Here is a 21,227-nt window from a genome sequence, read left to right as displayed (position 1 = left end):
GACCGGCACCGCGACCTTCGAGTGGACGCCGGTGTGCTCCGGTCGTCAAAATGTTGTCGCCCGGCAGTTCAAGCCAGGGGAGTACACCTCCGCGCAGTACATCACTGTCGAAGTCGTTGGGCGAGGTGTGAATACCGGAAGCCCGTGCCGGCCGCTCCCGTAACCACGGGCTGAGTCGTCACCGAAGCGGTGAGCAGGTAGGTCACGCGACGCGCGCCCTACCTGCGCGATTACCGCGCGTTGTCCGTCGAGACGTTCGCTCGCAGGACGCGGGTGGTGATGCGGGCGAGGGTGGCCATTTCGTCTGGGGTGAGGTGAGCGAGGAAGTCGCGCTCGACGATCTCCAGAGCCGTCTGGCGGGCAGCGGCGAGACGGGCGCGGCCTGCGTCGGTGAGCTCGACATCCAGGGATCGTTTGTCCTCGGCGTTGTGAGTTCGACGCAGCAACCCGGCTGCCTCGAGGGTGGCGAGGTGACGGGAGACCCTGCCGGTGCTCATGTCCAGATCGGCCGCCAGGTCGCGGGCTTGCGGCTGATCGCGTTCGTTGAGGCCGCCGAGCAGGCGCAACAAGGTCAGACTCAGCCCGTGTTCGGCGATCATTTCCCGATCGTGCTTGGCCGGGAGCAGGCGCGAGATCTCCATGACACCCGCCCACGCGCGCTTCTGGTCGGAGTCCCAGCGGCTACTGAGTTCGTTGCCCAGGAGGTACTCGACGCCGAGTTCGACGGCGTCGGCAGGATCTCGGGTGGTGTCGGTCATGGGTTGGCTTCCGGAATCTCGAGGGGGTTGCCGGATGGGGCGGTGTCGTCAGCGTACGTCGGCTGTGTCTGCTGCCGATCCATGACCCCCTCGGCCGGTGGTGCCGGTTCAGGAGAAGGCCGGGGCATCGATCACGACACGCCAACTTCCGTCCGGTTGGCGGCGGGAGACTTCCGCGGTGGTGACAGTGGTCGGCGCAGCGCCTGCCTTGTCGGCCGGGATCGTGTAAGTCGTCGAGGTCAGCGCGATTTCATCGGCGATCAGGGCGGTGCGCTGGGTACCGACCATGCCGGTACCGGCCGTGAGCAGGCCGGTGAACATGTCGCGGCGGGCGTCGGCTCCGGTGAGCTGGGTTCCGTCGGGCAGTGCGGTGATCGCGTTCGGCTCGAAGAGGTCGAGCAGTGCGTCGACGTCGTGGTCCTGCATCGCCTTGGCGAAGGTGGCGTGCATTTCTTCGGGTCGTGAGAAAGGCATTGTCGGATCCGTTCGTGATCGCGAAGTGCTGGGTGGGGACTCAGCCGAAGATGACTTGTTCGGTGGCGTACAGGAATTGGGTCTTGGACCGGTCGAGGAAGTTGGCCTCGTCCTCGGCCACGACGGTCTGGTAGGTCTGCGAGGTGAACCACGCTGCGGCGTCGGCGACGTTGTCGACCCAGAGCTCGGCCACACCGTCGATCGGGGCTGTCGCGATGCCCGGGATCGAGTCGCCGGTGGGCTGCAGCTGGACGTAGCGGTTCACCGTCACTTCGTCGCTGGGCAGTTGGGCCAGCAGCGGTGTGTGTTTCTGGGTCCAGTATTCGATGAACTCGTCGTGGGTGAGGTCGTTGCGCCGGGTCAGCAGGATGGTGATCTTGATCATGAGCTGCTCTCCAAAGTAGTTGCTGGGGCAACAGTTGCTGGGGCAACTATCACACGGCGCCAAGCCTCACGCAAGGGGGCGTCCGTGGACCTCGCCCACTCCGGATGATTCCGGCTGTTCGATCAGCGGTATTTCGGAGTTCTCGACGTCGAAGTGCTGGCCCGCGTCCCGAGGCGCGCTGGTTGCCGTGGGCGGAGACGCGGCTGGCGGGCTTCGGTGTTCGGGCCAGTCGGAGGTGCCCAGTTCGGTTTTGGCATAGACGAATTCGTCGAATTCGTCGAGTGGTTGATGCAGGGCGGGAGGGCTGGCGCGACTGGGGGTGGCTCAGCCCTGTTCGAGTTCCCCGCGCGCGCTCCGACCCGTGCGCCTGTTCCCGTGGTCTCCTGGGCGCGGCAGCGCGCGGTGGACCAGGATCGCCGTGAGGGGCGGCACACGTTGTCGCGACCAGGCCGCCCCTCACGGTCCCGACACGCGGCTCGCGGCGGCTCGGCGGCCCCAGCGGTCGGCGAAGTGCACCGGGCGGGGGCGGCATCCAGTCCCGGGTCCATGCCCTGGGAGGAGTCCGGCGTGCACCGGCTGTGCCGGGAACGGATCAGCAGCCGCGTCAGGGAACACCCCGAGACGAATGCCGCCCCGATCGGCGGCCCGCGAGAACTACTCGCCGGGCGCGAAAGTCATGCTTGCGGTGCACGTGATGAAACGCCCGGTCGCGGCGGCCTGAACCTGGAGGAGGCCGAGCGCCGGCGGCGATGGCGCGACCACGAACCGTGGCGAGCCGCGGACCCCCGACTCTGCGCATGGTCGTCTCGAATGGAGAGACGTTTGTTGTGTGACCTGCGCCAATGCCACCGCTTTTGGGTGCGAAGTCGCTCCCGTAAAGCGGCAGTTCAGCATGGTGCAGTCGCTATGACGCCACGCCGCCATGGCGGCTGTCACGCATCGGCCTCCGTGGCAGGCCGACGGACAGAACTCCAGGCGCGGGCCACGCATGGTCGATGGTGTCCTGCGACATGGCCCCAGCGGGGCTCGCGCCCTCGTCAGCTCACCGGGCGACGGACAGATGGGACCGGTTCGCCTTGCCAATGCGCTGTCGCCCTTCGCCCTCCTGCGTGGTGACGACGAGGCCGAAGACGAGGTCATTGGGCGCTGCGTACCGGGGCGGGAATTCAAGGGCAAGCGTCAGGCGTTGGGGCACGCCCCAGGGCGGAAGTCGCCGGTCAGTCGGTTCGGTGTGGCGGCCCGTAAAGGTCGTCGAGGCGCAGCGGTGAGGGCGGAGGCAGGGACGGCGCGCCATCCGTGGCCCGGCAGGACTGGAGGAAGTAGGCGAGCAGGCGGTGAGATGCGGCCAGGGAAGCCTCCGGGGACTGTCGCACGATGCCGCTGTTCGCCAGGAGCAGGAGGGTGACGTCGCTGGGATCGAAGTCCTTGCGCAACCGCCCTGTGTCCTTCGCGCGTTGTACCAGCCGGGCGAGTCCTGCCTCGGCGCGGGCACGCTCGCGATGAAGGGCGGGATCGTCGGGAGACTCGCCGAGGAACGCGGCGCTGAACCCGCGGTCTTCGGCCTGCATCCTGCACACCTTGTCGAGGGCGGAGCAGAGACCGCGCCAGGGATCGTCGTCCCGTAGGGCCTCGTCCAAGGCTGCGACGCACTCGGTGAGCTGCTCGGAGAACGCCGCGGCGATCAGCGAACCCCGGGTCGGGAAGTGCCGGTAGAGGGTGGCAGCGCCGACACCGGCCCTGCGGGCGATGGTGCTGGAGGGTACGTCGGTGCCGTTGAGGGCGTACGCCTCGCGGGCGGCTTGGAGGAGCCGGGCGCGGTTGTGCCGGGCGTCGGCTCGCTGCCCCCGCACGGGGGTCTCGGCGGCGGACGAGGACTGGATTCGAGACGGCTGAACAGGCATGTCTCTCACCTAACCACAAATGGTAGAGGTCATCCGTTTAGCGGATTAGCTTGCTCTCGTGCCGCGGCATCGAGGTCACCGAGGATGTCTGAGCCTCGTTGTTCGGCAGCCACTTCCCCCTTCAGGCGCTACGAGGAGACATCATGCGTGCAGTAGAGATCACCGAATTCGGTGGTCCGGAGAACCTCAAGCTGGTCGACCGGCCGGACCCGACCGCCGAGCCGGGCCATGCCGTATTGGCGGTGACAGCGGCCGGGGTCGGCTTTTTCGATGTACTGCTACGGCAGGGCGCCAAGCCCGACGTCGGCACCGGCACCGTACCCGGTCTGGAGGTGGCGGGCACGGTGGTCGAGGTCGGTTCGGAGGACGACGCCGGGTGGGTGGGACGCCGGGTCTTCGCGACGACCGGACACGGCGGCGGCTACAGCGACCGCGCCATGGTGCCCGTCGAATCTCTCGTGGAACTACCGGAGGACGTCTCGTCCCATGACGCGGTAACGCTCGGGGTGAATTCCCTGGTCGCCGCCGCAAGCGTGGAAAGGGCCGACGTGAAGGCGGGCGAGCGGGTGCTCGTCCGCGGTGCTGGTGGCGGGATCGGCGTGCTCACCACCCAGCTCGCGGCCGCTCGGGGTGCGACGGTGATCGCCTCCGTTCCCGACCGGTCCGTCGCGCAGCGACTGTACGACCTGGGGGCCACGGAAGTCGTGGGCGTGGACGCGGTCGACCCGGGCCCGGACGGCCGCTATGACGCCGTCATCGACATCGTCGCCGGTTCCGACGTGGCCGACTTCATTCCCCTGCTCCGCCCGAACGGCAGGTACGTGATCAGTGGTGTCGTCGCGGGTGCCCCCACCACCGACTTCGGCATGGCGCTGTTCGCGAACTTCCAGCAGTCCTGGACCATCTCGGCGCTCAGTCTCTCCAGTGCACCGTCGAAGACCGCCGCCGAGACCTTCGCACTCGTCTTCGCCGACCTGCGGGAAGGCCGACTGAAGCCGGTGCTGCACGGCACCTTCCCGCTGGAAGAAGCCGCGGCCGCGCACACTGTGCTGGAGTCCCGCGCCGCCTTCGGCAAGATCGTTCTGACCGTCTGATTCGACGGGACGAGCAGATCACCCGGTTGCACTGCCTGATGGGTGGTTCGCCTGGTCGGAAGCAGTGGCTGTCGGCCCGCCCGGACGGTGCCGCGGTCGACGACGCGGTGTGTGTTCGTCAGGGTGTTTTCCGCGGCGAGACGTCGGCCGGCCTGTCGTTTGCCATGCCGGCCGACTCGGTATCCGAGAGTGCGACGATGAGCCGCAGTTTCCCGTCGCTGTCGCTGTCCTTGTCGGGGTAGTGGACGACGAAGATGACATCGTCGATGGCGGGTTCGTCGCGGTGGAGGCGTGGTTCATCGACGACGGGGTGGTAGACGCTGGTCGTTCCTCCCGTCGGCGCGGTCCGCGACGCTGAGCCGACCGAGCGGAGCACCGCCGCCCACACCGCTTCACGCGGCAGCTACGGCGCGCCGCGCGTCCACGGTCCGCGGCGGCGCCCGGGGCGGGCGTCCCACAGGGGGGGACCCGAGGGTCGGGAAGGTGGAGCTGTGAAGAAGTCGCTCCGCATCCCTGAACCACCCCAGTACGTGTCGAGGTAGTGGTTGAAGGTCTGCGTGAAGTCGGCGGCCGACGCACTGGACTTGGTCTGCGAGATCCGCATCAGGATGGTTTCCGAGCGGTGGTTCGACAGGAAGCTGCGGCAGGTCTGCAGAACATCGCCGAACATCTGCTTGAGGTAGTAGCCGCCGTGGTGGACGGAGAAGACCTTGGAGTCCATTCGGCGGAGTCGCACATCGAGGTACCGGACGCCGTTGTTCAACTGCCAGTCCAGGTCCCGGCTCTGGCACAGCGCATACCCCGCCGCCCCCACGTTCTCCTGGTAGGCCGCGGATTCGTGCGTCCCGGGGACGGACATGTCCCGGACGCTGACGTGGTCGGGGATGCCCGCCATCCAGTCCGAGGCCACCGGCACCCAGCCGGTCCTGGGGGCGGCCTCGAAATCGTCCAGAGGTGTGGTGGCGAGGTTGATTCCGTCCCCCGATCCCTCGCCGTCCGGTGAGGAGGAGACGAGAGCCTGGGCACCGTAACGGACTTGGCCGTCGCCGTATTCCGGACAAGCACCCCCTCCCGCGTAAGCGACGAGTTCGAGTTCGGCCTCTTACCCGGACCGCCCACGCGGCGGCTCCAGGGTGCTTCGAAACCCTCGTTATTCGTGGGCTGATCAGTCGATACGGCCATGAAGAGCTCCTAACAGCGCGTCCCAGGCGCGCAAGGGCGCGCGATCACGTGTGGTCTGGTTGTGCACGCCGGGCGTCCCCCGAGCGGCCGATGGCTACCCTGCGTTGTCGCCGCAAACCCAAAGCGACCGAAGAGGGCTGATTGTCGATGGCTGACGGCCAAGGTCCCTCGCGACGGCCGGCCGGTACCAGGCACCGGCCCGCCAAGGGATTACACGACGGGTTCGTAGACGACGGTGGTGGTGGTGGTGGTGGTGGGGCAGCCGTCGGCGAGCCCGAGGAGCGGATGCCGGCGTTCGTTCTCGTCGACGGCCAGGTCCCAGCGCAGCTTCGTGCCGACCCACGCCGCGCCATACGTGCAGTGGTACGAGCCGTCGGAGGGCAGCCACTCGGCCGGATCCTTGTCGGCCTTGCTCCTGTTGGAGGCGGCGGACACCGCGATCAGCGTGTTGTCCGGGCTGTTCTGATCGTTCGCGTACGCCTCACACCTCATGCCTCACGCTTCAGGCCTCAGGCCTCAGGCCTCAGGCCTCACGCCGCGCCGCACTCCACGGCGCTCGTTCAGTTGGCGGGGAGCGCAATTCCATGTGAGCGGTACTCCCGGATATCGCTCGGCGTCTTCCCCGGATCGTCCTCGTTGGGTCAGCCGGCGGTGAATCGCTGGGGTGATGCCGGCGTGCAGGGGTAGCCCCGGCCGCTTGGCTCCGTCATTGCTTGACGACGAGGTGTGCTCGATCCGGGTAGGCGGCTACTCGGGCAGCGGCCTCCACCCGGCCACGGCACCGGAGCGCGACGGCGGCCGGCGCCGAACTCCCGCCCGGACGAAGACCGGTGGCGCGCCCCGGCCGGACGGCCAAGCGACACCCGTCGCTTCCCGCGCTCGGCTCGACCTGGAGAATGCCGCAGTATGAACTCTCAGCCACCGTGGGGCCCTGCGGGCAGACTTCTGCGCGCCGCGCGAGAGTACCCGCGCCGCGCACCGCTCACCCTCGTCTACGTCTGCCTGCTCCTGGCCGTCCACTTCTGGATCGGCCACGGACTGTCCGCCGACCGGGCGGCCGCCGTGCTGGGCCACGTCAGCACCAACCTGGACAACCTGCAGGATCATCCGCTGTCCGCGCTGCTCGGCAGCGCGTTGTTCTTCGACGGCACGCTCACGGATGTCGCCTCGACCGAATTCGTGGGCACCTTCATCACCTTGGGCCTCGGTGTCTGCTGCTTCCTGGCCGGGGCGGAGCGCCGATGGGGGAAGCTGCGCTCAGCAGCCGTGTTCCTCGGCGGCCATGTCGCGGCCACCCTGCTCACCGCTGCGGTCATCGCCGTCGCGCTCCGTAACGGCTGGTATCCCGTGGACGTACGTCACGCCCTGGACTACGGAGTCAGTTACGGAGCCCAGACGGTGTTGGCGATCGGCACGCTCGCCCTGCCCCGCCGGGCCCGCCTGCCCTGGGCCCTGTTCGTCCTCGCCTGGCCTCTCGGCGGCGCCGATTGGAGCGGACCGCTGCCGGACTTCACCACCGTCGGCCATCTCATCGCGGCGACCCTCGGCTTCGCACTGCTGGCCGTCCCCAGCTTCAGGCGGCCACGGGTCCGCACCACCGGGTTTCCCTCGGTCACTGCCGACGACGGTCGTCAGCGGGCCACCACCGTGGCAGCGATGCCGCCGGCAGCGGCAGCCGCATCGCAGACACCTCCCAGCGGGTCGTGATCGTCACTGACGGGGCAGAAGCCGGCGGGAGACGCCCCAACCGTGCATCTCCCGCCGGAGCCCTGTCAGTTTGATCGCGTCGACAACGCGCCCGGTGTGCGCCTGCCGTATCCGTCCCTTTGGTCCCACCGTTGGGGTTTTCCAGTTCACGGGGAGGTTGCAGTGGCAGGGATCGTGGAGGGCAAGCGTCGGTCGCCGATCGGTGATGACGGACACCAGCCGAACCGGTGCGGCCCGCCGGCGGTGGCCCGCGTCTCCCCATAGGTCGCGGGCTGCCCGGCTGCCGGATTCCACCGCAGGGGCCGACGGCCCGCGTCCGTGACGACACTTGCGAAACTCAGTCGGCTCGACTGGGCCGGTGGGCACGTGAGCGTGGGTGATGGGCGCCCCGATGAGGCGGAAGGAGTCGACGGGGAGGCGGCAGGCGAAGAGTTCGACACTGAGGAAGCGTTCCATCCAGGCATCGACTCACGTACCGCCCTCTCAGCTGGTGGCCTGGGTGGCCGGGGCCAGGGTGGTGTCGAGCCAGTCGAAGGCGATCTGGTGGAAGCGGGACATGGCCCCCATGTGGCAGTGCTCGCCGGCGCCTTCGGCTTCGGGGAGGGTGATCAGGGTGTGCGGGCAGGTCAGAGCGGCCTGGACGCGCTGGGGCTGGCCGTGGAAGAACTGGTCGTTCTCGGCGTCCAGGATCAGGGTGGGGCAGTCGATGAGCTGGGCAACGCCGTCGAGGGTGTAGTCGGCGGTGCGACGGATGTAGTCGGCGACCGAGGTGGCACCGAACGCCCACACTCCGTTGCGCAGGGCCCAGCGGAGCTGGGTGCTGCCCTGCATGAGGAGGCTCGCGACGGGGTTGGCGAGGTCGTCGCGTCCGGTCTCGACCCACTCCCGCAGGAACGGCGGCATGACCTGGGTGTGGGCGTCGTGGTAGTCGTAGAGGCCGTCGTCCAGGATCAGGGCGGCCAGGCGGTGTTCGTGGGCGGCCGCGCGGGCGGTGAGGTAGCCGCCGAGGCTGTAGCCGAGCAGGACGAGCCGCTCGGGGTCGATCTCGGCCCGGGTCAGCGCGTAGTCGACCACGGGGGTGACCACGGCCTCCCAGTCCGGGCGGAAGACCAGTGCCTGCTCGCGCAGCGCCGCGCCCTGGCCGGGTCCGTCGTAGGCCAGCACGTTGTAGCCGCGGCGCAGCGCGGCGGCGGCTACGGCGAAGTAGGCCTCCTCCAGGGTGGAGTCGAAGCCGCTGGTGAAGATGACGGTGGGGCGGGGGGTGCCGGATTCGTCGACGAGGAAGAGGTAGCCGGGCAGGCTGGTGTCCAGGTAGGGGATGCGCACGGCCTCGACGGGGGTGTCCATCAGGGCCGCCGCGGCCGCGAAGGTTTCGCGGGAGAGGGTGGACAGGTGCTTGACCTCGGGGTCGTTGGCGGGGTCGTCGCGGCGGTAGAACTCGGCGGTGCGGTAGTAGTTCGACGCGCGCAGCAGGGCCTCGCGGGCGCTGACTCGGTGCCCGGCCGCCAGGGCGCGGCCGCCGATGTCGTGCACGCGCTCCGCGGTGGCCTTCCACTCGCGCAACCAGGCCTCCTCGTCGCCCTCGCCGATGTGTCGGACGGTGGCCAGGACCTCGCCCAGGTCGGAGCCTCCGTAGTTGGCGAACCCGGCCGCGCGCAACGTCTCGAAGGAAAACGACTCGTCTTCGTACAGGAATCGCATGGTGTACCTCCAGCTCACTGTCGAGACGGAACGGGTGCGTCTCGTCTACGAGCAACCTAGCCCTCGCCTAGTCGAGACGCAAGCGTTCCGCCTGGTGTAGGTTCAGGGGCATGCCCAGCCCACCCACGCCCCCAAGCCCCGCCCCCGCCCGTGAGCGCCGACTCCCCGGAGGGCCCGTGCTCCAGGACTCGGTGACCCAGGCGATCTCGGCCGCCTTCTTCGAGGAACTTGCCTCGGTCGGCTACGCGCGGCTCTCCCTGGAAGCGGTCGCCAAGCGGGCCGGAGCGGGCAAGGCCGCCATCTACCGCCGCTGGCCGTCCAAACTGGAGATGACCGTCGCCTTGATCTCCGAGGTCGCCGTGGACGCGCCCGAGGTCGCCGACACCGGCACCCTACGCGGCGACGTACGAGCCTTTCTCGTCGACCTCGCCGACGGGCTGAGCCACCGACTGCCCTCGAAGATCATCCCCGACCTCCTCGCCGAGAGCACTCGCAACCCGGAGCTGGCGCAGGCGCTCCTCGCGGCCGTCCGCGACCCTCGCCGCGCCAAGGCCACCGGCCTGCTGGAAAGGGCAGTCGAACGTGGCGAACTCCCCACCGACGTGGACCGCGAACTCGCACTCGACTTCCTCGCCGGACCCCTCTACTGGCGCCTCGCGGTCCTTCACGCCCCGACCGGCCCCGACTACCTCGACCGCCTCACCGACAAGCTCGTCGCCGCCTTCGCCGCCTGACCCCCGGCCCGGCGAGCACCGACTTCCCCCCAAGCTCCAGCAGCTGAGCGCCCCGCCGGCCCGCATGCCGCGAGAGCGGCGACGCAACTCGTTCGAGCCGCCCGCACCCGTCCGCGGTCGGATGGTTGTGGATGCCCGCCCCGGTGGTGTTGGCCGTGGCCGCCGGGATCGTTGTGTTCCTCGTGCGGCGGCGGCGCCGGAACGCGGCTTGCCGTACCGCCCCGGCCGCCGTCGACCTCGGCATGCCGACCCTCGGTCCGCGCTGGGCGGTCCGCGTTACCCATGATCACCGGCGCCATCGCCGCCGACCAGCCCATGGTCACAGCCGAGCCCGTGCGCCAGCAGCAGCACCGGCCCGTCCGTACGGCCCATGACGGTGACGTGGTTTCTGCGGCGGATGTCGATACCCGTCAGTTTCCCGCACTGCGATCTTTCGAGGGGTGAACTCGTCCAAGCACGGCCCTACCCGGCGCACTCCGGCTTCACCCGCCCCCCGGGCCTCGACCTGCGCCCCGGCGACCGCGCGCTGGCTCTGCTCGGACGACATGCAGGAACGGCAAGCAGGAGCCGTCGATCTGCCCGGACTCTCACCCGACCATCTGAGCCACTCCACCACGGCGGAAACTGAACGCGCGCCTGCCCTCGCCCGGACGGGCCGCGCTCCGGGAGTGGGCGTTGGCGAGGCCTCGGGGCCCGGATGCGGTGGGTGGGGGTGTGGGCGACGGCGGGAGTTCCGTCGTCGCATCGCGAGGAGCGCCATGACCGTCGAGCTTTTGCGCGGCAAGGGCCTGCGGAGCGAGCACGCGAACACCATCGCTTGCCTGACCATCGGGGGTGGGATCGCCTCGGCGGCCTGCGCGACGCGGCGGGTCTGGCGGGGGAGCAGGGCGCGGACGGTCTTGCCGCCTTCAGGCTTTCGTCCACGGCACGGGAGGGTTCGGCTGGCACATGGTCAACGAACTCGCCCGCGCCACCGTCGTCACGTTCTTGGGCACCCTCGTGCCGGCCGTCGATCCGGAGTAGGCCGACACCATGGTCCGGGCTGTGTGTTGGCGTGCCTCGGCAACAGCGGACAGGAATTGAAGGGCTGTGCGCCCGGTGCTCGTCGTGGTCATCTCGCGCTCCGGTCACGGTGATCGTGTCCAGCCTTGCCTGCCGGGCCGTCTGTGCCCCGGACCGCGACTCTCAATCCTGGTGGGCTCCGAATATCTACCTCACCAGGCGCGCAGAAATCTATGCCAGCTGGAGTAGACATCGGGCGGTGGTGTGGTTATGGTTTCTCTCGTAACGCAGAGAGACAGCAAGGCCTGGCAGAGACGAACTGCCGGGTGGCAGTACACGCAGTTCGTAGTTCGCAGGACGGTGCGGTGGTGGAGTTCCGAAGCCAGAGCGGTTGCAGGACGGCGACGGGACTGACGACCGGACCGGGTGGCCCGCGGTGATCAGGGGCCGCCGCAAGCAGTACTCGCAGTGGCGCAGTACCCAGCAGTAAGGGAAGTTCGCAGTCCAGCAGTGAAGTGAGTGGAGTGGTACCTCGGTGAAGGCGTCGGCTGCGGGCGCGCGCATCGGGAGGTTCGGCAGTGGGGTTCCAAGCCAGAGCGGATGCGGGATGGGCGACGGGGCTGGCTGCCGGAGAATGTGGCGCTTGGTCAGGTCGCATGCAGTACAAGCGGGTCGCATGACCAGGAGTGAGAGAAGTACCGGCAGTACGCAGTTCCCCGCTTGGCAAGTAGTTGGTCCATTGAGGGATGAACGGAGGAGTGAAGCGCCATCAGGATCGCCCGGACGTGGTGACAGGGTCCGGGTACCGCAGGACATCGTGAGTGAGGTGGTCTCCGGTCAAGCAACCGCGATCCCCGTATCCCCGACCGCGTATTGGTCGGGTTGGCGGAAACAGAAGGCCGGTGCAGTATCAGGGCCGGTAGATGGTGTAGTAGTTCCTTCGGGGCCCCGGTGCCATAGGCACCGGGGCCCCTCCACGCGTTCCCCAGAGAGGTGCGATGACAGCAGGAGATCCGACCGGTCCGCTCGGCGGCCGTCTCGATGACGACGATTACCCCGCCTACACGATGGGCCGGGCGGCCGAGATGCTCGGTACCACCCAGGGCTTTCTCCGCGCCATCGGCGACGCCCGCCTCATCACACCGCTTCGCTCCGCGGGTGGGCACCGCCGATACTCCCGGTACCAACTGCGGATCGCGGCCCGCGCCCGGGAGCTCGTCGACCAGGGCACCCCGATCGAGGCTGCCTGCCGCATCGTCATCCTCGAAGACCAGCTGGAAGAAGCGCAGCGCCTCAACGCCGAATACCGCGACGCCGCCGCGGCGACGGATCCGCCGTCCGAGGTCTGAAGAGGGACGTGCACACCGGGTGCCGGGCGAGTCGGGGTCCGCGACCTGACGGCCCTGTTCCTCAGCCCAGGGTCATGGCCCGGCAGTGGGCCGTCGCGTCCTTGGACGGTCGTGAGGCGTCGGTGAGGTCGGCGCCGGTGGCGGCGTCACGCCGGGAGTTGCCGACGCCGTGCCAGTCCAGGCACATGACGGTCGCGTCGTCGTCCAGACGCCCTTGGACGGCATCGACGATCGCCCCGATGAGGGCGCGGGCGGCTTCGCGCGGATGCAGCACGCGGGTACGGATGATCAGGTCCGACAGATCGAGGCTCTCGGCGTTGCGCTCCAGCATGCCGTCCGTCAGCATCACCAGCCGGTCACCCGGTCGCAGGTCCAGCGACTGCACCCGGTAGATGTTGTCCCGCGAGGCCTGGAGGCTGAGGCCGAGGGGCGGATCGACCTTGGGAACGATCTCCTGTACTCGCCCGTCGCGCATGCGCAGCGGCCAGGGGTGCCCGGCGTTGACGAACTCGGTCCGGCCGTCGAGCAGGCTGATGCGCAGCAGTTGGCCGGTGACGTAGCCCCCGCGGCCGTGGTCGCGCATGGCCTGGTCGGCCTGGTGGGCCTGTTCCGCGAGGCCGGCACCCGCCCGCCGTGCCCGCCGCAGGGCGCCCACCACCAAGGTGGCCAGCAGCGCGGCGTCGACGTCGTGACCCATGGCGTCGGTCACGGAGAGCTGGACCGTGTCCCGGTCGAGCACGTAGTCGAAGGTGTCACCCCCCACGTGGTCGGCGGGTTCCAACGCCCCGGCGACCGCGAACTGTGCCGCCTCACACGCCAGCGAAGCCGGGAGTAGACGGTGCTGGATCTCCGCGGCCAGGCTCAGCGGCTCGGTGCGGCGGCCCCACTGGTACACATCGGTGTGGGACCGGTTCGCGATGACGATGTACGCCAACGCGTGCGCGGTCTCGCCGATCTCCCGCATCACCTGAGCGTCCGGTGCCGCGGGCAGGAACAGTTCGAGAAGCCCGATGGCGTCCCCGCGGTTGGTCACCGGGGCGACGACCCGCACCGGCTGATGCTCCCCCCTGTCCTCGACCCTCGGCCGCTGGCTGCGGATCACGTCGTCGTACAGGGTGCCCCGCAGCGGGATCCGCCGGGCCGGCTCACCGGTCTCGACGCTGCCCGCGGCGCCCAGCCGTACGACCGAACGGCCGGTGAAGTCAGTGATCAGGAAGGACACCGAAGCGGCTCCGAGGTGCTCCTTGAGCATGCGCGCGACCACGTCGAGCGACTCCACGGGAGCCGCGGCCTCAGCCGCCTCCAACGCCCCCGCCAAAGTCATCGCCTCACCCCGCCGGATCGCGCCCACGGGAAGATCGGAGGCCTGCCCGTCGTCCGGCTCTCCTGCGGTCACAGCGACCCCTTACTGCTCGACGCCGGCCCGGGGCTTCATCCCGGATACGCGACGATCCGCGCCGCGGCGGCGCCGGACAGGTCACATTTCACCACAAGCCACCCTCTCCGAGACCCCGCAGCCTGCCCGCCACCAGCCCAGGGAGCTTTTCGGGCCAGGGGCGCCGTGCGGGATCGACGTGCACGACTGCGGCATCGCCCCGCACGGCGACGAGCGAGCCTGCGGAGGGCTCACCGACATCGACGGTGCGCACGAAACGGCCGTGATGCGCACCGGCTGCCACCCCGAACCGGCCCGGTGCGGGGTGCGCGCCTGCATCGCCTGGCTCATGGCCACGACATTCAGGCGGTGCGGGTTGCGGTGCGGCTTGTCGACGATGTCCTGGGTGTTGGCCCGGAGCGTTGTTCACACGGCTGATGCGTGGGTGCCCGTCGAGTGCGGTGTGGCAGCGGTGGTGGTGAGGGCGCGGAGCGCGGCCGCTTGCGAGTAGGCGAGCAGGCCGATCGTGGCGGCGGCCATGACGAGGGCGAAGAGCACGTGGCCGAGGGTGGAGGTGACGGCCAGCCCCAAGGCGTTCAGGGCGAAGTGGCCTCCGATCCGAAGGGCGATGAGCGCGAGGGCGACCCTGCGGGTCTCCTTGCCGCGCCACAGTGCTTTGGCGAGCTTGATGCGCTTGCGCATGAGGGTAAGGGAGATGGTGATGTTCGCGGTGAGCAGGAGCACCAGCACGGGCCATGCCGCCGGGAAGGCCTTGAGGATGTCGAAGGCGGCAGCGAGGACGCCTTCGAACGCGAAGAACCAGAGCGGGAGCCGGTAGTCGGCGGGTACCAGGCCGCTGGTGTCGGTCGCTTCGCCCAGTACGGTCTTCTTGCTCAGGATGTTCATGTCGCCCCCGCGGTAGCTGTGTTGACCGCCAGTCTGGCCGGGCCACGGGTATGCGTGGCAGGGCTCCGGGTCACACATGCGGTGTGACAGGTGTCATGCGTCCGGCGCCGGGAAGGCCCCCGCTCCGCCAACAGCCCGGCGCAGGCTCCATGTGGAGCCCATCCGTTTCATCACCGTGGCAACATCCCTGAGGATGTGGACCACGCGAAGCCCCTCGCCCTCGGCGGGACGGACGCGGACGGCACTCTTCAAGTGCTGTGCCGGGGCTGCCACAAGCTCAAGACGAGTACCGAATTCGGGGCCGCTGTCGCCTCGCACTGACACCGCGGCTACCGGACACCAGGTCAGTTTCCGTACGCCCAGAGGGAGAAGGCTTCTCCTGGACTTCTGTTGAGTTTGATGTGTGCGATGCATGTCACTGGGGTGCAGGGTTCGCATGCGCTACTGTGCAACGCGTTGCAGTGGACGGGAAGCCAGGGGGAAGCATGATGCGCGAGATGCAGGATCAGACCGCTCTTGGGCACCGAAGTTGGCATGGAATGGCGCAAGTCGGGGCGAAGGTGGCTGCCATCAGCCTCGTTGCGGTCGTAACGCTTTCGCTGAGCGGGTGCGGGGGTGGTGACTCGGGTGGTGCGCCGGACGGCAAGAAGCCGGCCGCCGAAGAGCCGGCCGCCGCGGGCCCCAAGGGCAAGGGTCTGGAGATGAAGGGCGCGAACGGCGCGGTGCTCACCATCGACTCCGTGCAGCGGTACGAGGGCGGTGTGGTGACCGTTCGCGGCGAGATGCGCAACGACGGCAAGGCGGCGTTGAACACCAACCAGTGGACCGGCGGCAACGATCTGTCGCTGAAGAACGGCTACTCCTCGTCGGGTGCCTCCCTGGCGGACCTCAAGGGCAAGAAGCGCTACTACCCGCTACGGGACACGCAGGGCAACTGCCTGTGCAACCAGTTCCACACGGTCTTCCAGCCCGGCGACACGGCCCCGGTGTTCGTCCAGTTCCCGGCGCCGCCGGAGGGCACCACGGAGGTCGACTTCGCCATGCCGACCTTCGGCACCGCCCCTGTCAAGATCACGGTCGCGCAGTGAGGCCGGCGACGACGGGGCGCACCGCTGCCACCCGGCTCGCGGCCTGCGCACTCACCGCCGTATGCCTGACCACTCTCCTCGGTCTCTACGACGCCCCTGCGGCCCGTGCCGACCCCTCGCCCAGTGCCTCGCCCGAGCCGCCACCCGTCCCGGTCGATCCGCACGCCGAGGTCCTGGAGCTGAAGAAGGGCGCGAAGCTGGCCCCTCCGGTGGTGGTCGACATCCTCTCGGTCTCCGGAGACCTGTCCGGCGACTCGGGGCGCGAGGAATCGAATGACGACATCAAGCTGACACTCCAATCCGAGGTCCTCTTCGCCAAGGACAGCGCGGAGCTGAGCGGCCGAGCCGCCGCCCGGATCGCCGAGGTCGCCAAGGAGATCAGGGAGAACGGTCCGCGGAAGGTCACGGTCCGCGGCTTCACCGACAACCTGGGAACGTACGCCCACGGCAAGACCCTCTCCACGAAGCGTGCCGAGGCCGTACACACGTCGCTCGCGGCGGAGTTGGGTGGATCCGGGATCGCCTACGAGGTGGCCGGCAAGAGCGAGGACGACCCCATCGCGGACAACTCCACCGAGGAGGGCCGGAAGAAGAACCGGCGGGTGGAGATCTCGTTCGGGCGGGGGGCGGCGAAGTAGGGCGCGGTCGGTCTACGGATCGTCCCCGCCGGGGATGCGCCACGGGACGCAAGTGAGTCCTACGGCATTTAGTGCGGTTTGCTTTGAAACCATATGAACTGCCTCAGTGCCTGTGTCATGTCGCGATCGGACATCGACGTGCAGGAGGTCGGCGATCCAGATCATTGCGGCGCGGACGCGGACGCGGACGCGGACGAGGCCCGGCATCGGCCGCCGGTGGTGGACGGGCGCGCTCGCCGGCAGCCCGCGCCCGCACCTCCGCCACCCTCGCGGCCCGGACACCGGTCCATGCGGGAATCCGCAACGCGTCCCTTGGCCCGTGGGCCGACGTGGTGGGTCCGTTATCTGGTGTGCGTCGGGGCCCGGGGGCGTCATATGGTGGACCCGTTCCTGTGCCGAGGTGTCGGTGGCAGTGACCGGATTCCCTGTTCCTTCTGTAGCGATCTTGAGGTGACGTCCTATCAACCAGGCCATGTAGTCGTCCGTGTTCCTCACGTGCTGTTTCGTCGCACGTGTCCGGGGGCGGACGTCGCGCTGGCCTGAGTTGCGTCACCCTTCCCCGCAGTCTTCCTTCCCGGGTGCAGCTCTGCCGTCTGCCCCGGGTTTCGTGTTCTCCGGCCCCGGTGCGGCCGTCGGCAGGGCTCCCCGATTCCTTTGGATCAGGAGTTCCCCGTCGTGTCTTCCTCCGCGCTCGACAACGAGCCGCAGCACACCACCGAGCCCCCAACCCACCCCACACCTGGACCGTCGAAGATGGCTGTGGGGGCCTGGATCGCCCTTCTGGTGCTCTTGGGCGCCGAGCTGATGGACATGATCGACCAGTCGGTCGTCCTGACCGCCCTGCCCGCGATCCAGGAGTCGACCGGCGCCGGACCGGACGCGGTGCAATGGCTGACCACCGGCTATTCACTGCCCGTCGCCGTCGGGCTGATCACCGGCGGGCGCCTCGGCGACCGCTACGGCCGGCGCAGGATCCTCCTCATCGGCACCGTCGTGTTCACCGCTGCCTCGCTGCTGTGCGGCCTCGCTGCCGGGCCGGGCGTGCTGATCGGCTCCCGCGGGCTCCAGGGCGTCGGAGTCGCCCTGATGATCCCGCAGATCCTGGCCACCCTGCATGTCACCTTCGAGGGGCAGAAGCGCAGCAAAGCGTTCGGCCTGTACGGGGCCGTCATGTCCCTCGCCAACGTCCTGGGCCCGGTGATGGGCGGCCTGCTCACCGAGGCCGACCTGTTCGGGCTGTCCTGGCGGCCGATCTTCCTGGTCAACGTGCCCGTTGGCCTCGCCGTGCTCCTCCTGGGACGCCGGTTCATCCCCGAGTCGACCGTCCGCAAGGCCGACCGGCTCGACCTCACCGGCATGTTGCTGTCCGCACTGGCCATCGTCCTGATCGTCTTCCCGCTCACCGAGGGGCACCTCCATCACTGGCCGCTGTGGTGCTTCGCCCTGCTCGCCACCGGCCTCCTTGCGCTGGGCGTCTTCCTCCGCCACCAGCAGCGCAAGCAGGACAACGCGCCCCTCGTGCCCCTGTCCCTCTTCCAAGGCAGGCAGTTCTCCGGCGGCATGGCCGCTCAGCTGATGCACGGCCTTCTCTGCGGGCTGTTCTTCATGACCTGGACCCTCTACCTCCAGCGCGGCCTGGGCATGAGCCCCTTCCACGCGGCCCTGGCCTTCGTGCTGCTCTCCCTCGGAGAGCTGGCCGGCGCGACGCTCGCGGCGAAGAGCGGCGGGCGCTTCGCCCGCCGCCTTCCCCAGGCCGGAGCCCTCATCGCGTCCGCTGCGATGGTCGCCTACGGACTCCAGGCCGCCGGAGGCCAGGCGGACCTGACCCTGCCGGCGATGACCGCTCCGGTGGTACTGATCGGGTTCGGCCTCGGCATGGTCGGCGGCCCGCTCGCCGACTTGTCGCTGGCCCGGGTCCCGCACGAGGACGCCGGAGCCGCCTCGGGTCTGTTCAACACCGCGATTCACCTGGGCATCGCCCTCGGCACCGCGCTGACCGCCCTGGTGTTCTTCGCCACCACCGGCGGCTCGCCCGACGCCGGACTCAACCGCGACGCGTTCATCACCGTGCTGTGGTGGGTCGGTAGCCTCCTCGCCCTGATGTGGGCCCTGATGTTCTGCCTGCCCAAGGAGGCCAACAACCAGGTCGACTGAGCCACCCCCAGGCCCCGGCCACGACATCGGCCGGGGCATGGGCCTTCCTCGACCTCGCCGTCCTCGGCGGCGACGGGGTCACGGAAGGGGCGCAGGACCGAGCCGCGGGCGGACTCGATGTCCGGACGGCCTGCACCGTCGTCTCGGACCTACCAAGTGCTCGGCCTGCCTACCCAGGAGCCATCAAATCCTGTCCCGCCATTCTCTCCGTACGTCTGCAGTGCCCGCCACACCGCGTCCAGAGCCGCTTTGAGCGGGGCGGGCTCGGCGGCGGCGAACACGGCGGGCAGCGCGGAGTGCGGCTGCGCGATCGATTCGGGGACGTGCTCGCCGAGATCGCCCCGCGGCGAGCCGACCGAGCCGGCGACGGTGGCGTGTCATCCCAATGGGGCGATGTGCGGCACGGTGGATCAGGCAAGACTCTCGCGAAGCCCCACTTCGCCCCGGAGGTTCCATGTCGAAAAACGGCGCGCCTCGCATCGACGTTCCGCGTGAGGCCCCGGCGCGGGCGCCGCTCGTTCTGGCGTCCTTGATCATCGTTGCCGCGGTGGCCAACTTGAACCTGTCTGTGGCCAACGTGGCGCTGCCCGCGATCGGGAAGGCCTTCGACTCCTCCCAGACCGCCCTGAACATGGTCGCCGTGGGGTACTCCCTCGGCCTGGCCGCATCGGTGCTCTATCTGGGTGCGGTCGGCGACCGTCACGGGCGCAAGCTGCTGCTGCTCCTCGGTATCGCTCTGTCCATTCCCGCCTGCCTGCTCGCGGCGTACGCGCCGAACGACACCGTCCTCGTGCTGGCCCGGATCCTCGGCGGAGTCTCGGCAGGCATGGCCTACCCGACGACCCTGGCGCTGATCACGGCCCTGTGGGCGGGGCCGGGGCGGACGAAGTCGATCGCGCTGTGGTCGGCCCTGGGCGGCGGCATCTCCATGCTCGGGCCGGTGATCGCGGGCGCGCTGCTCCAACACTTCTACTGGGGGTCGGTCTTCCTGGTCACCCTGCCCCTCGCCGCGGTCGCGCTGGTCATGGCCCTGCTGTTCATCCCCGCGCACGCCAACGAGTCGGCCGAACCGGTGGACAACCTCGGCGGCATCCTGTCCGTCCTCCTGATCGCGGGACTGGTGCTGGGGATCAACTTCGCCGTCGTCCCCAACCAGGGGGCACTGGCCGTCGGCCTCGTCGTGGTCGCCCTCGCCGCCGGGGTGGCGTTCATCTGGCGCCAGCGTCGGGCACCCAACCCGCTGTACGACCTCCACATCGCCGGCCGGCGCACGTTCTGGGTCGCCGCATGCGCGGGAATCATCGTGTTCGGCTCCATGATGGGGTCGGCGTTCATCAGCATGCAGTACCTGCAGAATGTGCTCGAGTACGACGCCGTCGAAGCCGGCGCCGCCATCCTCCCCCTCGTCGTGATGATGGTGCTCGTGGCACCACGGTCCGCGAAGCTGGTCGAGACACACGGCGCCCGTACGACCCTGCTGACCGGCTACGTGTTCCTCTTCCTCGCCTTCGCCTGGATGCTGCTGTTCTGGGACGAGGACAGCAGCTACTGGCAGATCGGCCTCGCTTACGTCTTCATCGGCATCGGCGCCGGCTTCGCCGGGACGCCCGCATCGCACTCGCTGACCGGATCTGTGCCCGTGCGACGGGCCGGCATGGCCTCGGGCACCGCGGACCTGCAACGGGACCTCGGCGGGGCCATCATGCAGTCCGTCATGGGCGTGCTCCTCATCGCCGGCTACGCCTCGGCCTTCAGCGCGGCGATCGCCGCTTCTCCCGAGAGTAAGGAGGTGTCGGACCAGGTCCAGAGCGAGCTGACGAAGTCGTTCGCCTCTGCCGGGCAGGTCGCCCAGCAGCACCCCGAGTACGCTCACCAGATCGTCGCGGCAGCACGCCAGTCGTTCCTCCACGGCGACGACTGGGCTTACACCGTCGGCCTGGGCGCCATCGCCCTGGGTGCACTGTTGATCTTCTTCAAGTACCCGCACCGGGATGCCGAGCGGGAACTCCTGCGGCGCTACTACACCGAGGACTCCACCACCGCCGCCACCGAGAGACCGAGCGGACCGGGAGCCTGAGAGGTCGGCCGGTCAGCCGGTCGCCGGCCGTGTCGTGCGCGACGTGACGCCCCTCCACACCCCGTGGCAGTCGGTCCTGACGCCCAGGAGCGGCCGATCCGATGGTCCTCATCACCGGCCGCACCGACTCAAGGCATCCCCCTGCCGGTCGGCGAACGTCGGCCGCCGGTGACCGGCCATCGCGGGCATTCAGAAGGCATTCATGGGTGCCTACTCGGGGCATGGCAGATGCAACCGTGGAGATCGGCTCCGAGACCCGAGACCCGAGACCGCCTCGCCACCCTCGCGGCCGCTCACGGCAAGAGCGTCCGTGCCTACCTGGCCGAACTGGCCATCGAGGAAGAGAACCAGCCCGCCCTCGGCCGGGCCACCGCGGCCTTCCGCGAAGCCGTCAGCAGGCCGGGCATTGCCGAGGCCTTCGACACCGAGCAAGGCGGACTCTCGTCGACATCGTCGCGTACCTCGTCGGCATCCCAGCTCGCGTTTCGCAGCAGCCGCTGCATCGCGCCGGGGCGGGAATGGCCGGCTTCCTCAGCCAGCTGCCGGCAGTTCTTGCGCTCGACGCCGGACAGTAGTCCGAGTACGAACGCCCGCGCTGTCGCTCTAGGCTCGACCCGCCGGAACCGGCCTGCTATGCGGGCCATGGCCTGGTCGAACATCGCCCGCCAACGAGCGGGTCTACGCCATGGCCCGCGGCCATTG

At 69.2% G+C, this 21,227-nt stretch carries 19 protein-coding genes; 9 read left to right on the top strand and 10 right to left on the bottom strand.

Translation table 11 applies throughout. The features are described 5' to 3' along the window. Positions 1-230 precede the first annotated feature (230 nt). The 4 genes from OHA84_RS02165 to OHA84_RS02150 form a co-directional block, all read right to left on the bottom strand. Positions 231-758, bottom strand: coding sequence for a MarR family winged helix-turn-helix transcriptional regulator (locus OHA84_RS02165; protein ID WP_266976642.1), 528 nt, complete (start codon positions 756-758; stop codon positions 231-233). Positions 759-866: 108 nt separating this feature from the next. Beyond that, the gene (locus OHA84_RS02160; protein ID WP_266976644.1) at positions 867-1,232 is read right to left on the bottom strand and encodes an SgcJ/EcaC family oxidoreductase; all 366 of its coding nucleotides are present in this window, start codon (positions 1,230-1,232) and stop codon (positions 867-869) included. A gap of 40 nt (positions 1,233-1,272) precedes the next feature. Then, the gene (locus OHA84_RS02155; protein ID WP_266976646.1) at positions 1,273-1,617 is read right to left on the bottom strand and encodes an EthD domain-containing protein; all 345 of its coding nucleotides are present in this window, start codon (positions 1,615-1,617) and stop codon (positions 1,273-1,275) included. Positions 1,618-2,834: 1,217 nt separating this feature from the next. After that, entirely contained in the window at positions 2,835-3,518 is a 684-nt protein-coding gene (locus tag OHA84_RS02150) for a TetR/AcrR family transcriptional regulator (protein ID WP_266976648.1), read from the bottom strand. A gap of 143 nt (positions 3,519-3,661) precedes the next feature. Here OHA84_RS02150 and OHA84_RS02145 point away from each other — a divergent pair, with 143 nt between their 5' ends. Further along, complete coding sequence (locus tag OHA84_RS02145; protein ID WP_266976650.1) at positions 3,662-4,612, top strand: zinc-binding dehydrogenase; 951 nt, start codon at positions 3,662-3,664, stop codon at positions 4,610-4,612. A gap of 118 nt (positions 4,613-4,730) precedes the next feature. Here OHA84_RS02145 and OHA84_RS02140 read toward each other — a convergent pair whose 3' ends face one another. From OHA84_RS02140 to OHA84_RS02130, 3 genes are all read right to left on the bottom strand, one after another. Next, complete coding sequence (locus tag OHA84_RS02140; RefSeq protein WP_371591302.1) at positions 4,731-4,988, bottom strand: hypothetical protein; 258 nt, start codon at positions 4,986-4,988, stop codon at positions 4,731-4,733. 27 nt (positions 4,989-5,015) lie between these two features. Continuing rightward, positions 5,016-5,528 carry a phosphatidylinositol-specific phospholipase C domain-containing protein gene (locus OHA84_RS02135; RefSeq protein ID WP_266976652.1) on the bottom strand — a complete coding sequence of 171 codons (513 nt, stop codon included), beginning with the start codon at positions 5,526-5,528 and terminating at the stop codon, positions 5,016-5,018. 476 nt (positions 5,529-6,004) lie between these two features. After that, positions 6,005-6,286 carry a hypothetical protein gene (locus tag OHA84_RS02130; protein WP_323182099.1) on the bottom strand — a complete coding sequence of 94 codons (282 nt, stop codon included), beginning with the start codon at positions 6,284-6,286 and terminating at the stop codon, positions 6,005-6,007. Positions 6,287-6,700: 414 nt separating this feature from the next. On the opposite strand from OHA84_RS02130, the gene OHA84_RS02125 reads away from it, so the two are divergent. Beyond that, positions 6,701-7,501, top strand: coding sequence for a rhomboid-like protein (locus tag OHA84_RS02125; protein ID WP_266976654.1), 801 nt, complete (start codon positions 6,701-6,703; stop codon positions 7,499-7,501). Positions 7,502-7,984: 483 nt separating this feature from the next. Here the strand turns inward: OHA84_RS02125 and OHA84_RS02120 are convergent, their stop codons facing one another. Then, a complete protein-coding gene (locus OHA84_RS02120) occupies positions 7,985-9,202 on the bottom strand; it encodes a S9 family peptidase (protein WP_266976656.1) in 1,218 nt (405 codons plus the stop codon). A 110-nt stretch (positions 9,203-9,312) separates the two neighbouring features. On the opposite strand from OHA84_RS02120, the gene OHA84_RS02115 reads away from it, so the two are divergent. Together OHA84_RS02115 and OHA84_RS02110 are read left to right on the top strand one after the other, a co-directional pair. Continuing rightward, positions 9,313-9,936 carry a TetR-like C-terminal domain-containing protein gene (locus OHA84_RS02115; protein ID WP_266976658.1) on the top strand — a complete coding sequence of 208 codons (624 nt, stop codon included), beginning with the start codon at positions 9,313-9,315 and terminating at the stop codon, positions 9,934-9,936. A gap of 2,000 nt (positions 9,937-11,936) precedes the next feature. Further along, positions 11,937-12,287, top strand: coding sequence for a MerR family transcriptional regulator (locus tag OHA84_RS02110; RefSeq protein WP_053683871.1), 351 nt, complete (start codon positions 11,937-11,939; stop codon positions 12,285-12,287). 61 nt (positions 12,288-12,348) lie between these two features. Here OHA84_RS02110 and OHA84_RS02105 read toward each other — a convergent pair whose 3' ends face one another. Both OHA84_RS02105 and OHA84_RS02100 read right to left on the bottom strand, forming a co-directional pair. Then, positions 12,349-13,611, bottom strand: coding sequence for a PP2C family protein-serine/threonine phosphatase (locus OHA84_RS02105; RefSeq protein WP_266976854.1), 1,263 nt, complete (start codon positions 13,609-13,611; stop codon positions 12,349-12,351). 477 nt (positions 13,612-14,088) lie between these two features. Then, positions 14,089-14,568 (bottom strand): hypothetical protein, encoded by a 480-nt coding sequence (locus OHA84_RS02100; RefSeq protein WP_266976660.1) that lies wholly within the window; start codon positions 14,566-14,568, stop codon positions 14,089-14,091. Positions 14,569-14,658: 90 nt separating this feature from the next. Between OHA84_RS02100 and OHA84_RS02095 the strand changes: the two genes are divergently transcribed. From OHA84_RS02095 to OHA84_RS02075, 5 genes are all read left to right on the top strand, one after another. After that, positions 14,659-14,889: an HNH endonuclease gene (locus OHA84_RS02095; RefSeq protein WP_371591301.1), complete on the top strand. Its 231-nt coding sequence runs from the start codon at positions 14,659-14,661 to the stop codon at positions 14,887-14,889. Between the two features lie 239 nt (positions 14,890-15,128). After that, positions 15,129-15,656: a hypothetical protein gene (locus OHA84_RS02090; RefSeq protein WP_266976664.1), complete on the top strand. Its 528-nt coding sequence runs from the start codon at positions 15,129-15,131 to the stop codon at positions 15,654-15,656. After that, positions 15,653-16,294 carry an OmpA family protein gene (locus tag OHA84_RS02085; protein ID WP_266976666.1) on the top strand — a complete coding sequence of 214 codons (642 nt, stop codon included), beginning with the start codon at positions 15,653-15,655 and terminating at the stop codon, positions 16,292-16,294. The genes OHA84_RS02090 and OHA84_RS02085 overlap by 4 nt, the downstream gene beginning before the upstream one ends. A 675-nt stretch (positions 16,295-16,969) precedes the next feature. Next, complete coding sequence (locus OHA84_RS02080) at positions 16,970-18,448, top strand: MFS transporter (RefSeq protein WP_266976668.1); 1,479 nt, start codon at positions 16,970-16,972, stop codon at positions 18,446-18,448. Positions 18,449-18,902: 454 nt separating this feature from the next. Next, on the top strand, positions 18,903-20,525 hold the full coding sequence (locus OHA84_RS02075; protein ID WP_371591300.1) for an MFS transporter: 1,623 nt from the start codon (positions 18,903-18,905) through the stop codon (positions 20,523-20,525). Positions 20,526-21,227: the final 702 nt, after the last annotated feature.

Origin of the sequence: Streptomyces sp. NBC_00513 (assembly GCF_041431415.1) — a bacterium.
In the GTDB taxonomy this organism is placed as follows: domain Bacteria; phylum Actinomycetota; class Actinomycetes; order Streptomycetales; family Streptomycetaceae; genus Streptomyces.
Note: the sequence above shows the minus strand (reverse complement) of the source record. Positions and strands in the feature narration are given on the sequence as shown.

Coding starts and splice junctions, on each gene's coding strand:
- OHA84_RS02165 (WP_266976642.1), bottom strand. CDS start 758: ATGACCGACACCACCCGAGATCCTGCCGACGCCGTCGAACTCGGCGTC.
- OHA84_RS02160 (WP_266976644.1), bottom strand. CDS start 1,232: ATGCCTTTCTCACGACCCGAAGAAATGCACGCCACCTTCGCCAAGGCG.
- OHA84_RS02155 (WP_266976646.1), bottom strand. CDS start 1,617: ATGATCAAGATCACCATCCTGCTGACCCGGCGCAACGACCTCACCCAC.
- OHA84_RS02150 (WP_266976648.1), bottom strand. CDS start 3,518: ATGCCTGTTCAGCCGTCTCGAATCCAGTCCTCGTCCGCCGCCGAGACC.
- OHA84_RS02145 (WP_266976650.1), top strand. CDS start 3,662: ATGCGTGCAGTAGAGATCACCGAATTCGGTGGTCCGGAGAACCTCAAG.
- OHA84_RS02130 (WP_323182099.1), bottom strand. CDS start 6,286: ATGAGGTGTGAGGCGTACGCGAACGATCAGAACAGCCCGGACAACACG.
- OHA84_RS02125 (WP_266976654.1), top strand. CDS start 6,701: ATGAACTCTCAGCCACCGTGGGGCCCTGCGGGCAGACTTCTGCGCGCC.
- OHA84_RS02120 (WP_266976656.1), bottom strand. CDS start 9,202: ATGCGATTCCTGTACGAAGACGAGTCGTTTTCCTTCGAGACGTTGCGC.
- OHA84_RS02115 (WP_266976658.1), top strand. CDS start 9,313: ATGCCCAGCCCACCCACGCCCCCAAGCCCCGCCCCCGCCCGTGAGCGC.
- OHA84_RS02110 (WP_053683871.1), top strand. CDS start 11,937: ATGACAGCAGGAGATCCGACCGGTCCGCTCGGCGGCCGTCTCGATGAC.
- OHA84_RS02105 (WP_266976854.1), bottom strand. CDS start 13,611: ATGACTTTGGCGGGGGCGTTGGAGGCGGCTGAGGCCGCGGCTCCCGTG.
- OHA84_RS02100 (WP_266976660.1), bottom strand. CDS start 14,568: ATGAACATCCTGAGCAAGAAGACCGTACTGGGCGAAGCGACCGACACC.
- OHA84_RS02075 (WP_371591300.1), top strand. CDS start 18,903: ATGTCGAAAAACGGCGCGCCTCGCATCGACGTTCCGCGTGAGGCCCCG.